Raw genomic sequence first — 12,861 nt, 5'->3', positions numbered from 1 at the left:
AGGGGCACAGACGTGCCGACGGAAGGCTATCGCGCTGCGGCGCGGGGCCCGTCACCACTCCAGGGCGAAGGGCCTGCCCGTCGAGGCGAAGTGGCCGACGTTCACGCACTCGGTCGACGCGATCCGCATCCGCCGGGCCAGCGGCTGGTGGACGTGGCCGAAGAGGGCGTACCGGGGCCGGGTGCGCCGGATGGCGTCGAGCAGGGCCCGGCTGCCGCGCTCGAAGCGGCGGGCGACGGTGTCGTACGTCAGGTCCGGCACCTCGGGCGGGATGTGGGAGCAGAGCACGTCGACGTCGCCGAGCGCCTCGACCTTCGCCGCGTACTCCTCGTCGGAGATCTCGTACGGCGTGCGCATCGGGGTGCGCAGGCCGCCGCCGACGAAGCCGAAGACGAGGCCGTCGATCTCGACCCGCTCGCCGTCGAGGACGGTGGTCCCGGGCCGGGCGAACTCGGGCCAGAGGCGGGGGATGTCGACGTTGCCGTAGGTGGCGTACGTGGGGGTGGGGAAGGCGGCGAAGAGTTCGGCGTACTGGCGGCGCACCGCGCCCTCGATCGCGGTCTCGCGGTCGACGTCGAGCTCGGCCCAGAGGCGGCGTCCCAGGTCACGGGCCTCGTCGAAGCGCCGGGCGGTGCGCAGCTCGACCAGCCGGTCGGCGTTCTCGACGCCGAAGAGTTCGGGGAAGATGCCGCGGCTGTGGTCGGCGTAGTCGAGGAAGAGGACCAGGTCCCCCAGGCATATCAGGGCGTCGGCCCCGTCCCCCGCCCTGGCGAGGTCGTCGGCGTTGCCGTGCACGTCACTGACCACATGGACTCGCATGGGCCCACCTTAGGGGGTGTCACCTGCGGTTACTTCCGAGTCCGGAAACCTGTGGATTACTGTGCGGAGAGCACCGCCACAGATGTGTGACGCACGGAACATCTGGCCGGACCCCCCTATCCGGAACCATGTACTGATGGGTAACGTCCGGGCAGTCCAGTCGTGCTCTCCCCCACAGAGCACCCGCCAGTTCTTGGACTTCACCGGTGCATCACACAGAGCCGTGGCGCCGGCGCCCGATGAGGAGCAGCAGTCTTGCGCGAGTTCAGCCTTCCGGCCCTGTACGAGGTCCCCGCGGACGGCAACCTGACGGATCTCATCCGCCGCAACGCCTCCCAGCACCCAGACGTCGCCGTCATGGGCCGCAAGGTCGACGGCGTGTGGACGGACGTGACCGCGACGCAGTTCCTCGCGGAGGTCCGCGGGGCCGCCAAGGGTCTGATCGCCGCCGGTGTCGAGCCGGGCGACCGGGTCGCTCTCCTCTCCCGCACGCGGTACGAGTGGGTGCTCCTCGACTTCGCGATCTGGAGCGCGGGCGGCGTGACCGTGCCCGTGTACGAGACCAGCTCGCCGGAGCAGATCCAGTGGATCCTCGGCGACTCGGGCGCGACGCTGGTCCTCGTCGAGAGCGGCGCGCACCAGGAGTCGGTGGAGTCCGTACGGGCGGAGCTGCCGGACCTCAAGGGCATCTGGCAGATCGAGGACGACGCGGTCGCGCAGCTGACCGCGACCGGCCTCGACGTGTCCGACGAGCTGCTCGACGCGCGCATGTCGGCGGCGAACGCGGACGACCCGGCGACGATCGTCTACACCTCGGGCACCACGGGCCGCCCCAAGGGCTGCGTCCTGACGCACCGGGCCTTCTTCGCCGAGTGCGGCAACGTGGTGGCGCGGCTGAAGCCGCTGTTCCGTACCGGCGAGTGCTCGGTGCTGCTGTTCCTGCCGGCCGCGCACGTCTTCGGGCGGCTGGTCGAGGTCGCGTCCGTGATGGCGCCGATCCGCCTCGGCTGCGTCCCCGACATCAAGAACCTCACGGACGAGCTGGCCTCGTTCCGGCCGACGCTGATCCTGGGCGTGCCCCGGGTCTTCGAGAAGGTCTACAACTCGGCGCGGGCCAAGGCGCAGGCCGACGGCAAGGGCAAGATCTTCGACAAGGCCGCGCACACGGCCATCGCGTACAGCAGGGCGCTGAGCACCCCGCAGGGCCCGTCCTTCGGCCTCCGGCTGAAGCACAAGATCTTCGACAAGCTGGTCTTCAGCAAGCTGCGGGCGGTGCTCGGCGGCCGCGGCGAGTACGCGATCTCGGGCGGCGCGCCGCTGGGTGAGCGGCTGGGCCACTTCTTCCGGGGCATCGGCTTCACGGTGCTGGAGGGCTACGGCCTGACGGAGTCGTGCGCGGCGACGGCTTTCAACCCCTGGGACCGGCAGAAGATCGGCACGGTCGGTCAGCCGCTGCCGGGTTCGGTGGTGCGGATCGCCGACGACGGCGAGGTGCTGCTGCACGGCGAGCACATCTTCTCGCGGTACTGGAACAACGAGGCGGCGACGGCCGAGGCGCTGGCGGACGGCTGGTTCCACACGGGCGACATCGGCACCCTCGACGAGGACGGCTACCTCGCGATCACCGGCCGGAAGAAGGAGATCCTGGTGACGGCGGGCGGCAAGAACGTCGCCCCGGCGGTCATCGAGGACCGGATCCGGGCGCACGCGCTGGTCGCGGAGTGCATGGTGGTCGGCGACGGCCGGCCGTTCGTCGGCGCGCTGGTCACGATCGACGAGGAGTTCCTGGGCCGCTGGGCCTCGGAGCACGGCAAGCCGGCGGGCTCGACGGCGGCCACCCTCCGCGACGACACGGACCTGATGGCGGAGGTCCAGCGCGCGATCGACGACGGCAACGCGGCGGTCTCCAAGGCGGAGTCGGTCCGCAAGTTCCGTATCCTCCCGGCTCAGTTCACGGAGGAGGCGGGCCACATCACCCCGTCCCTGAAGCTGAAGCGGAACGTGGTGGCGAAGGACTTCGCGGACGAGATCGAAGCGATCTACCGGGCCTGACGCGGTCCGGCGTACGAACGGCCGGAGGCCCGGGGCAGTGTCGCCCCGGGCCTCCGGCCGTTCTCCGTCACGCCTGTGCGCCCGCTACAGAAGCTCTTCGAGGCGCTCCGCGAGGAGGTCCCAGCGCCACTTCTCCTCGACCCAGGCGCGGCCCCGCTCGCCCATGCGGGCGCGGAGGTCGGGGTCGAGGAGGAGGGTGCTGACGCGGTCGGCGGTGTCCTCCGCCGACTCGCCGCGGACGACCCAGCCGGTCTCGCCGTCGAGGACGGCGTCGGGGGCGCCGCCCGAGTCGCCCGCGACGACGGGCAGGCCGGTCGCGGAGGCCTCCAGGTAGACGATGCCGAGGCCCTCGACGTCGAGGCCGCCGCGCCGGGTGCGGCAGGGCATGGCGAAGACGTCGCCCGCGCCGTAGTGGGCGGGGAGTTCCGACCACGGGACGGCGCCGGTGAAGCGTACGGATCCGGCCACCCCGGTCTCGGCGGCGAGGCGGTGCAGATCCTTCTCGTACGGGCCGCCGCCGACGATCAGGAGGACGGCGTCCGGCACCCGGCGCAGGATCTGCGGCATGGCCCTGATCAGGGTGTCCTGGCCCTTGCGCGGGACGAGCCGGGAGACGCAGACGACCACGGGGCGGTCGCTGAGCCCGAGGCGGGCGCGGACCTCGGCGCCGCCGGAGCCGGGGTGGAAGGTCTTCTCGTCGACGCCCGGGGGCAGCTGCCTCATGCGGTCCGCGGCGGCGGGCGTGAGGGCGGCCGCGATCCGGGAGCGGGTGTACTCGCCGAGGTAGGTGAGGGTGTCCGTGCCCTCGCCGATCCGCCGGAGCAGCCCGCGGGAGGCGGGCAGCTGGGCCCAGCCCGCCTCGTGCCCGTGCGTGGTGGCGACAAGTCGCCGTGCGCCGGCCCTGCGCAGCGCGGGGGCCATCAGGCCGAGGGGAGCGGCCGCGCCGAACCACACGGACTCGCAGCCGTGCTCGCGCAGGAGCGCGGTGGCCCGGGCGGTGACCCGAGGTGTGGGCAGCAGCATGGTGGTGCGATCCCGGACCACCGTGAAAGGCTGTTCGGCGTCGAACGCGGCCGTCGCCTCGATCCCTTCGCGGCTGCGCTTCCAGGTGGAGGCGTACACCACGATCCGGTCGGGATCCAGGCGGAGTGCCATGTTGTGCAGGAAGGCCTGGATTCCGCCCGGACGCGGCGGGAAGTCGTTGGTTACGATCAGGGTCTTGTGCATCGTGGCCGACAGTACCGCGAGCGCACCCACCGCCCGGCACCACCATCCCCCCGCGGCAGCGGGCCGACAGGACAAGGAACAGGACAGGTATGACGGGGGCAGTGGGCATCGGGTCACGCGCGCGTCTCCGCCTCCCGCTCGGCCTCTGGGGCCTGACCCGGATCATCCTGCTGCTGTGCGTGTTCAGGGTCGTGGTGGTGCCCGGTCCGGACGCGACGGCCGAGGTCGGGGAGATCTACCAGGGCTGGTTCGACGTCCTGCGGACCGGCGAGTACCCGCGGGGCGACGTGACCTGGCAGTACCCGCCGGCCGCCGCCCTCGCCATCCTCTCCCCCGTGCTGCTGCCGTTCCTCGGCTATGCGTCGGCCTTCTTCGTCCTGGCGCTCCTCTGCGACGCGTTCGTCATGGGCCTCCTCCTGCACACGGGCCGCCGGGCCGGCCGTTCGATGCGGGGGGCGTGGCTCTGGCTGGCCGCGGTGCCGCTGCTCGGCCCGACCGCGTACGCCCGCTACGACGTCATGGTGACGGCCGTCGCCGTGGCCGCCCTGCTGGCCGTCAACCGCGACCCGCGCGTGCTCGGTGTGCTCGCCGGTTTCGGCGCCGTCCTCAAGGTGTGGCCGGCGCTGCTGCTCGCGGGCACCCCGAAGGGCGGGGCGACCTGGCGGTCCTGGCCGGTGGCGGCCGGAGCGGCGAGTGCGGTGCTGCTGCTCTGCGTGGCGTGGATGCCGGGGTCGCTGGCCTTCCTCTCGTACCAGAGCGAGCGGGGTACGGAGGTCGAGTCGCTGGGGGCGATGGTGTTCCACGTGGCCCGGCACTTCGGCTGGGAGGGCGAGGCCCGGATGAACTACGGGTCCATGGAGTTCCTCGGCCCCTACGTCTCGTGGGTGTCGTCCGTCGCGATGGCGCTGACGATCGCCGCGTTCGCGTGGCTGGCGCTGTGGCGGTTCAAGGCGCGCCGGTTCTCCTCCTCGACGACGGCGGACGCGGCCTTCGTCGCGGTCCTGCTCTTCACCGTGACGAGCCGGGTGATCTCACCGCAGTACATGATCTGGCTGTTCGGTCTCGCCGCGGTCTGTCTCGCCTACCGCTCGACCTGTATGCGGCGCCCCGCCCATCTGGTGCTGTGGGCGACGGCCGTGACGCAGTTCGAGTACCCCGTCTGGTTCTCGCACGTGACGCAGAGCGATGCCCTGGGCATCGCCGTCCTGTTCCTGCGCAACGGCCTCCTCGTGGTGGCCGCCTTCTCCGCCTGCCGCGCGCTGTGGCGGCACACGGTGACCGAGGCGGGCGTCGTGCGCATCCCGGGGCAGGTGCGCCGGCCCGAGCGGGAAAGGGTTCTGGCCGGTTCGGCCTGAGCGGTAGTGGCCCGAACACCGATACGCACGGGTGCTACCCTGGGGCACCTTTGCCTTCCCGTTAGGTTCTTCTGCTGACATGAACAACTCGATTCTCTCGGTCGACACGCTTCAGCGGCACGGGAAGAGCGGCGGAGGGGCCGCGGCGGAGGATGCGCCGAAAGCTCCGGCCGGTATATCGGGGAAGTATCTCCTCCTGGTTTCCGGAAGTTTCTTCCTCCTTTATCTCCTCCTGTCGGCACGGCGTCATGCGGCGAACCTCACCACGGGGTACGACCTGGGCATCTTCACCCAGATCGTACGGTCCTACGCCGAGTTCTCCGCCCCCTACTCCGACCTCAAGGGGCCCGCGTACAACACACTCGGGGATCATTTCCATCCGATCCTCGCGCTCCTCGCCCCGGCCTACAAGGTATTCCCGTCCAGCTATACGCTGCTGGTGTGCCAGGCGGCCCTCGTGGCGTTCTCCATAGTTCCCCTGATGAAATGGGCGGGCGAAGCGAGGGGGCGGAAATTCGGCTATTGGGTCGGAATCTCCTACGGCGCTTCCTGGGGAATTGCCGCGCTCATCTCTTTCGACTTCCACGAAGTCTCCTTCGCGGTGCCGCTGCTGTCTCTCTCGCTCTGCGCCGCCGGCCGGAAGAACTGGCGCGCGGCGGCCCTCTGGTCCCTGCCGCTGGTCCTGGTCAAGGAGGACCTGGGGCTCACGGTCGCCGCGATCGGCGCCTATGCGGCGTGGAAGGGGCCGCGGATGACGGGGCTCGCCGTCGCCGCCTTCGGGGCCGGCGCCACGGCGCTGGAGATGCTGGTGATCCTCCCGTACTTCAATCCCCTCGGGCAGTTCGCCTATCTGCCGCCCGGGACCGCCGAAGAGGTCGGCATGCTGGCGCAGGCAGCCGGCGCCCTCTGGCCCCCGGTGAAGTGGCTGACGCTCCTCATGATCGTCGCCCCGACCGGCTTCCTGGCCCTCCGGTCACCGCTCCTGCTGATCGCACTGCCGACGCTGGCCTGGCGCTTCACGGGATCGAACCCGTTCTACTGGGGAATGGACTTCCATTACAGCGCCGTCCTCATGCCCATCGCCTTCGCCGCCGCCGTCCACGCGGCCGCGAACGGCGTGAGCGCGCGGAGGCTCCGGCAGGCCTGCGCCGTCGGCGCGGTGGCCACGGGCGTCACGCTGTTCACCCACCCCCTGCACGAGGTCGTGCTGCCGCGGACCTGGAGCGACTCCGCCTACGTCAGGACCTCGGACGAACTCCTCGGGAAGATCCCCGACGGCGCGACCGTGGCCGCCTCGAACCGCCTGGCCGCCCAGCTCGCCGACCGGGCCTCCGTCAGCGAGGTGTGCCTGTTCCCGCGCTCCTTCCCCCCGAAGGAGCGACCCGAGTGGCTGATCTACGACGCCGCCGACAACTCCGACCCGGAGTGCGCGACCGGCAAGGCCCTGGAATCGGCCGACCCGGCGCTGCCCGGATACCGGGTCGTCGAGGCGCGGGACGGCATCACCCTGCTCAGGCTGGCCGACGACGGGAAGACGGCCCGGTAGACCGCGCCGGTCCGCGCCGGCCCCGCCCGCGGGCGTCGCCGAGGGTGCGGCGGTACAGCAGGCCGAGACCCGCGCACTGGGCCGCCGTCGCGAGGGCCATGGCCAGGCAGATCCCGGGCAGCCCGAACCCCGAGAGAGCGTGGGCGAGCGGCAGCTGGACCAGGACGCCCGCGAGCGTGATCCGGGCGAGGTACGGGCTTGCGCCGGTGCCCTCGAAGACCCCGGCGAGCGCGATGAACCCGCCGGTCAGCAGCAGATGCGGGCCGAGGCAGCGCAGGTAGAGGGCGCCCGCCTCCGCCACCTCGGGTCCGGCGCCGAAGATCCGCATGACGGGCCCCGCGCCGAGGAGCAGCAGCACGGCGGCGCCCGCGCCCAGGACGCCCCCGAGCAGCAGGGCCTGGCGCCCGACGGCCCGCCGCTCGTCGAGGCTCGCGTCGGTCCCCGCCGGGTGCCCGAGCGGCCGGGAGGGTCCCCGCTCCGCCCCCGCCGCGCTGCCGAGCAGATGCGCGCTGTGGATGGCGGCGGCCTGCCGGACGGCGTAGAACGCCATGGTCGCGACGTACATCGCCTTGGTGGCGATGCCGTAGGCGGCGATCTCGGTGACGCCGAGCCGGGCGACGACGGAGACGAGCGCGAGCGCGCCCGCCATCCGGACCGCGAAGTCGACGCCCATGGGGAGACCGGTTGCGGCGGCACGGCGCAGGGCGGCGGCGGTCCGCTCGGCCGGGCGGACCGCGCGGGCGGCCCTGACCAGCGGCTCGCGGCGGAGCACGAGCAGCCCCGCGGCGAGCGCGACGGCCCGGCCGGTGACGGTCGCGAGGGCGGCGCCCCGCACCCCGTACGCCTGGATGAGCAGCGGGTCGAGGACCAGGATCAGCCCGTTGGCGAGGAAGGCGAGCCGCATCGGGGTGCGGGTGTCGCCCGCGCCCTTGAGGATCCCGTCGAGGACGGTGACGGCGAAGAAGACGGCGGTGCCGGGGAGCGAGACGGCGAAGTAGGCGGTGGCCAGGGCGTGGGCGGGGTGGTCCCGGCCGCCGAGCAGCAGGGCGGCGAGCGGTTCGCGCAGCAGGTACCCGCCGACGGCCACGGGCGGCACGAGCAGGGCACCGAGGGCGGCCCCGCCGCGGACGGCGGCGCGGACGGCGGCCGGGTCGTCGGCGCCCCGGGCGCGGGCGACGAGCACGGTGGTGCCGGAGCCGGCCACGAGGACGACACCGAGGAGCAGGTTCTCGACGTTGGTGGCGACCGCGACGGCGGCCACGGCGTCCCCGCCGAGCCGGGCGACCCAGATGACGTTGATGACGCCGGCGGCGACGCCGGCGAGGAGTTCCAGATAGACCGGGCGGGCGAGCCGGACGAGCGTGCGGCGGTGCGCGGACATGGACACGAGTCCCCTCTTCTCGATGCATCTACGTACCTCGAATCGAGGTACATCGAGAAGAGGTAGCATGGCCCCCGGTCCGCCGACAAGCACGGACGACGCGAGCGAAGGAGGGCGCCCGGTGCTGGAGCTGTCGATCCTGGGCTTCCTGTACGAGAAGCCCCTGCACGGCTACGAGCTGAAGGAGCGCATCCACGGCCTCAGCGGCCATGTCCGCCCCGTCAGCGACGGCGCGCTCTACCCGGCGATCACCCGCCTGGTGAAGAACGGCCTGGTGGACAGCCGGACGGAACCGGGCGCGAGCGCGGCCCCGCGCCGGACCCTCTCGCTCACCGCCGACGGACGCCGGGAGCTGCTCGCCCGGCTGCGCGCCCCCAAGGACACCGAGATCACCGACGGCCAGCGCTTCTTCACGCTCCTGTCCTTCCTCGGCCATCTGCCCGACCGGGCGGACCAGGCGGCCGTGCTGCGCCGCCGCCAGGAGTTCCTGAACACCCCGGCCAGCTTCTTCTACGAGGACGGCGCCCCGGTCGTCGCCGAGCGGGAGCCGGACCTCTTCCGCCGGGGCATGCTGCGGATCGCCCGCGCGACGGGTACGGCCGAGAAGGCCTGGCTGACGGAGGCCCTGGCCGAACTCGAGGACGGGGAGCCCCCGGCCCGCCCCTGAACCCGCCGCACAGCGCCTACCCCAGCCGCTTCACCAGGTACTCCCGCCAGTCGGCGGTGAACTCCTCCGGGGTGGTGCCGAGCACCTCCTGGAGGGCCTTCTCCACGGCGCCCTCCCGGCCCGGGTGCGCGCCCACCGCCCGGTAGAAGTCGGTCAGCTTCGCGTCGCCCCAGCGGTCCGCGACCAGCTCGCAGGCCAGCCAGCCGCCCTCGTACGCCCTGGCCAGCGACTCCGCGTCCGCGCCGAAGGAGAAGGCGGGGTCGTCCGGGAGCCGGGCCGGCAGCTGGCCCGCCCGGACCGCGCGGCCCAGCTCGGGGGCGGCCTGGGCGGCGGTGCGGTCGGCGTCCCGGTAGGCGACCCAGTCGGCGAAGCCCTCGGAGAGCCAGACCGGGGTCGACGGGGTGGTGGCGGCCCGGGTGGCGACGTGGACGGTCTCGTGGGTGAGGACGAGCTGCCGGCCGAACTCCCCCAGGACCCCGTACGCCTCCGGGTTCACGATCACCCGGTCCGCGGGGGCGTCCGCGCCGCCCCGGGTCTCCCCCGTGGTGACGGCGGCGATGCCCCGGTAGGAGCTCCCCGGCGCCCCGAGGAGCTCGCCCATCCCCGCCAGCGACCCGGGCACGAGGACCACCACGTCACGGGCCCACCCGGAGGGCCACGCGGCGGAGACGACCGGCACGGCGCGGTCGGCCGCCGCGGCGATCTCCCGGAGCCGCTCGGGCTTCTGGCCGACGCCGAGGACGAGCGAGCGGGCGCCCCGGACGGTCGTCACGTCGCCCTGCTCCCAGAGGTGCCGGGGCGCGCCCGGTGCCGGACGGTCGCCGGTCACGTACCAGCGTCCGTCCCGCTCGGCCAGGTCGAGGACCCGGCCGCCGGTGGCGGGCCGCCTGTCATGGCCCTTGAGCCGGTAGCCGAGGTCGGCGCGGACGGTGGCGCGGTCGTCGGCCGTGCGGTCGACCCCGGTGAGCCGGTAGGTCCAGCCGTCGACGGGCACCGTCGCGAGGCGCCGGAACACGGTGAGGGCGGTCGGGGCGTACGCGGGGTCGACGGCGGCCAGGTAGCCGGGCCGGTCGCGGTCGAGGAGCGCCCTGGCGTGCCGGTCGAGGAGCGCCTGTATCTCCCGGGCGGCCGTGTCGGCGGGCCGGTCGGCGGACGCGCCGCAGCCGACGAGCCCCGCGAGGAGGAGCAGCAGGGCCGTCAGGCAGGCCGTCACCGGCCTCCGCGCTCCACACCCCTGACCTGACACGCCTCCGATCGTACGGTCGGACCGGCGGGAACTGCTTCCGGTACGGCCCCGGCCCGGGCTCGCGGCAGGTCCGGATCCGCCCCGGGACCGGCCCTGACCCGCCTCAGACCCGGGTCACCGTCACGTGCGACATCATGTTCACCGGGTCGTAGCGGACCCGCGCGCCCGGGTAGGGGGCGTGGATGACCTGGCCGTTGCCGGCGTAGATCCCCACATGGCTCGCGTCGCCGCGGTACGTGACGAGGTCACCGGGCTGCGCCTGCGAGAGCGGCACCTGCCGGCCCGCGTACCGCTGCGCGGACGAGGTCCGCGGCAGGCTGATGCCGGCCTTCCCGTACGACCAGACCATCAGGCCCGAGCAGTCGAAGCCGGAGGGCCCGGTCGCCCCCCACACATAGGGCTTGCCGACCGCGCTGCGGGCGGCGATCACCGCGGCGGCGGCCCGGGAGGAGCCCGGGGCCGCCTCGGCCATCGGCGGCAGCTCCTCCGCGCGTCCGCCGGACCGGGAGGCCCGGTCGAAGTCGGCGCGCTCCTCGACGGTGAGGCGGGCGAGGACCCTGCGGGCCTCGGCGAGCTTGCCCTCGACGACGCGCTTGTGGCGGGCGACCTCGGCCCGGCTGCGCTCCAGCTCGGCCAGGGCCGTGCGGGCCTCGGACCGCTGCTGGCTCAGCCGGCGCTGCTCCCGCCGGAGCTCGCCGAGCGCGGCTCCCTGGCGGGCCGTGATCCGGTCGAGGGCGGAGGCCCGGTCGAGGTAGGTGTCCGGGTCGGAGGAGAGCAGCAGGGCGAGGGCGGGGTCGATGCCGCCGGAGCGGTACTGGGCGCCGGCGACCGAACCGAGCGCGCCCCGCATGTGGTTGATGCGCTCCTGGCCCCGGGCGAGGCTGTCCTGGGCCTGGGAGACCGTCCGGCGCAGCGCGTCCGCCTTCTCGTCCGCCCGGTGGTAGCCCTCGGTGGCCTGCTCGGCCTCCTCGAAGAGGCGGTCCACCGTGGCACGGGTGGCCGCGGCCCCGGCACCGGGCTCGGCGCTCGCGGGGACGGCCCCGAGGGTCGCCGCGGCGGTGGCCGCGGCGGCGGTGAGGACGGTGACCCTGGCGGGTCGGCGGTGGGACGCCACGAATCGCGCTCCGTTCGGCTCGACGCTGACTGGCGCGGCAGACAGTAGCCGTTGATCAGTCCGCGTCCAACGAAGGCGCCGGGCACGCAAAGTGACGCCCCGCCGGAGATCACAGGTCACCGGCGGGGCGTCAGGTCAGCTCGCGTCGCGGCGAACCACCCGATTGGGCGGTACGGCTGCGCGGGTCGCGTCGGGGCGGGTCAGCCGCCGATGCGGACACCGAACTGGAAGGAGCCCAGCGTGTTCATGGACTCGTAGCGGACGTTGACGCCCGAGTACGGGGCGTGCAGGACCGTGTTGTTGCCCGCGTACAGACCGACGTGCGACAGGCCGTTGAAGAAGACCAGGTCGCCCGGCTTGAGCTGGCTGCGGCCGATCTTCGTACCGTCGTTCTGCTGGGTGTACGTGGTGCGGGTGAGGTTGACGCCGGCCTTGCCGTAGGCCCACTGGGTCAGACCGGAGCAGTCGAACGAGTTGGGGCCCTCGTGGCCGGAGGCGTACGGCATGCCGACGCGGGTGGCGGCGGCGCTCAGCGCGGCGGCACCGAAGCCGGAGGCGGGGGCCTCGTTGCCGAGGTCGATCCGCTCGCCGGCGGCGCGGCTGGCACGCTGTGCCTGCTCCTGCTCCTGCTGGCGCATCTTGGCCCGCTCGGCCTCGGTCAGCGTGTTGAGGAGCTTGCGGGCCTCGGCCAGCTTGCCCTGGAACTTCTTCTTCTTCTCGCCGAGCGTCTTGCGGACGTCCTGGAGGTCCTCGAGCTTCGTGGTGGCCTCGGCGCGCTGCTGCGCGAGGCTCCGCTGCTTGGCCTGGATCGAGGAGAGGACGTCGGCCTGCTGGGCGCCGAGCTGGTCGATCGCGGACGCCTTGTCGAGGTAGGTGTCCGGGTCGGCGGAGAGGAAGAGCTGGAGGGCCGGGTCGATGCCGCCGGAGCGGTACTGGGCGCTGGCGACCGAACCGATCTGGTCGCGCAGGGTGTTGAGCTCCTGCTGGCCCCGGGCCACCTTGTCCTGGAGGTTGCCGATCTCCTGCTGCAGCTTGCCGCGGCGCTCCTCGGCGAGGTTGTACTGCTCCGTGGCCTCCTCGGCCTCGTGGTGCAGCTTGTCGACCTTCGACTTGACCTCGTCGATCGTGGGCTTGGCGGGGGCCGCCTGGGCGCCCGTCTGGGCGGTGAGCGCTACGGCGGCGGCCGCGGTCGCGGTGAGTACGGTCACGCGCATGCGGCTCGGCTGCTTGGGTCGACGGTGGGACGCCACGAAGGCGAGCTCCTTCTTCCTCAGAGCCGCCCAACCGGTCACGGGCAGGCGGTTCCTCCGCCGCCACCCCGGATGGGTGATCAACCGCGCGAAGGTTCGAGCCCCGACCCTAGTGACCAAGTTGTGATCAGTTCAAATCCCACTGGCAAAAATATCGCTCAGCGACCACTTAATTTACACGCAGCACACAGCCAGTGATGGGCA

10 protein-coding genes are annotated in these 12,861 nt (G+C 72.9%); 4 read left to right on the top strand and 6 right to left on the bottom strand.

All coding sequences use genetic code 11. From position 1 onward, the window contains the following. Positions 1–51: 51 nt before the first annotated feature. Positions 52–819, bottom strand: a complete 768-nt coding sequence (locus tag AMK27_RS33000) for a metallophosphoesterase family protein (protein WP_073916703.1) — start codon at positions 817–819, stop codon at positions 52–54. 255 nt (positions 820–1,074) lie between these two features. Here AMK27_RS33000 and AMK27_RS32995 point away from each other — a divergent pair, with 255 nt between their 5' ends. Further along, the gene (locus AMK27_RS32995; protein WP_073916701.1) at positions 1,075–2,871 is read left to right on the top strand and encodes an AMP-dependent synthetase/ligase; all 1,797 of its coding nucleotides are present in this window, start codon (positions 1,075–1,077) and stop codon (positions 2,869–2,871) included. 84 nt (positions 2,872–2,955) lie between these two features. Here the strand turns inward: AMK27_RS32995 and AMK27_RS32990 are convergent, their stop codons facing one another. Continuing rightward, positions 2,956–4,098, bottom strand: a complete 1,143-nt coding sequence (locus tag AMK27_RS32990; protein ID WP_073917350.1) for a glycosyltransferase family 4 protein — start codon at positions 4,096–4,098, stop codon at positions 2,956–2,958. 89 nt (positions 4,099–4,187) lie between these two features. On the opposite strand from AMK27_RS32990, the gene AMK27_RS32985 reads away from it, so the two are divergent. Together AMK27_RS32985 and AMK27_RS32980 are read left to right on the top strand one after the other, a co-directional pair. Then, the gene (locus AMK27_RS32985; RefSeq protein WP_073916698.1) at positions 4,188–5,453 is read left to right on the top strand and encodes a glycosyltransferase family 87 protein; all 1,266 of its coding nucleotides are present in this window, start codon (positions 4,188–4,190) and stop codon (positions 5,451–5,453) included. A gap of 79 nt (positions 5,454–5,532) precedes the next feature. Then, on the top strand, positions 5,533–6,999 hold the full coding sequence (locus AMK27_RS32980; protein WP_079188666.1) for a DUF2079 domain-containing protein: 1,467 nt from the start codon (positions 5,533–5,535) through the stop codon (positions 6,997–6,999). On the opposite strand, the gene AMK27_RS32975 is transcribed toward AMK27_RS32980, so the two are convergent. Further along, the gene (locus AMK27_RS32975; RefSeq protein WP_274535757.1) at positions 6,965–8,518 is read right to left on the bottom strand and encodes an MATE family efflux transporter; all 1,554 of its coding nucleotides are present in this window, start codon (positions 8,516–8,518) and stop codon (positions 6,965–6,967) included. The two genes, AMK27_RS32980 and AMK27_RS32975, sit on opposite strands and share 35 nt — an antisense overlap. Here AMK27_RS32975 and AMK27_RS32970 point away from each other — a divergent pair. Beyond that, positions 8,502–9,047, top strand: a complete 546-nt coding sequence (locus AMK27_RS32970; protein ID WP_073916693.1) for a PadR family transcriptional regulator — start codon at positions 8,502–8,504, stop codon at positions 9,045–9,047. The two genes, AMK27_RS32975 and AMK27_RS32970, sit on opposite strands and share 17 nt — an antisense overlap. Before the next feature lie 16 nt (positions 9,048–9,063). Here the strand turns inward: AMK27_RS32970 and AMK27_RS32965 are convergent, their stop codons facing one another. From AMK27_RS32965 to AMK27_RS32955, 3 genes are all read right to left on the bottom strand, one after another. Beyond that, positions 9,064–10,293 (bottom strand): hypothetical protein, encoded by a 1,230-nt coding sequence (locus AMK27_RS32965; protein WP_073916691.1) that lies wholly within the window; start codon positions 10,291–10,293, stop codon positions 9,064–9,066. Between the two features lie 103 nt (positions 10,294–10,396). Beyond that, positions 10,397–11,407: a C40 family peptidase gene (locus AMK27_RS32960; RefSeq protein ID WP_073916689.1), complete on the bottom strand. Its 1,011-nt coding sequence runs from the start codon at positions 11,405–11,407 to the stop codon at positions 10,397–10,399. 200 nt (positions 11,408–11,607) lie between these two features. After that, positions 11,608–12,657, bottom strand: coding sequence for a C40 family peptidase (locus AMK27_RS32955; protein WP_073917347.1), 1,050 nt, complete (start codon positions 12,655–12,657; stop codon positions 11,608–11,610). Positions 12,658–12,861: the final 204 nt, after the last annotated feature.

Origin of the sequence: Streptomyces sp. CB02009 (genome assembly GCF_001905825.1) — a bacterium.
Taxonomy (GTDB): domain Bacteria; phylum Actinomycetota; class Actinomycetes; order Streptomycetales; family Streptomycetaceae; genus Streptomyces.
Note: the sequence above shows the minus strand (reverse complement) of the source record. Positions and strands in the feature narration are given on the sequence as shown.

Excerpts from the sequence above, each read along its gene's own strand:
- AMK27_RS33000 (WP_073916703.1), bottom strand. The coding sequence starts at position 819 with ATGCGAGTCCATGTGGTCAGTGACGTGCACGGCAACGCCGACGACCTC.
- AMK27_RS32990 (WP_073917350.1), bottom strand. The coding sequence starts at position 4,098 with ATGCACAAGACCCTGATCGTAACCAACGACTTCCCGCCGCGTCCGGGC.
- AMK27_RS32985 (WP_073916698.1), top strand. The coding sequence starts at position 4,188 with ATGACGGGGGCAGTGGGCATCGGGTCACGCGCGCGTCTCCGCCTCCCG.
- AMK27_RS32980 (WP_079188666.1), top strand. The coding sequence starts at position 5,533 with ATGAACAACTCGATTCTCTCGGTCGACACGCTTCAGCGGCACGGGAAG.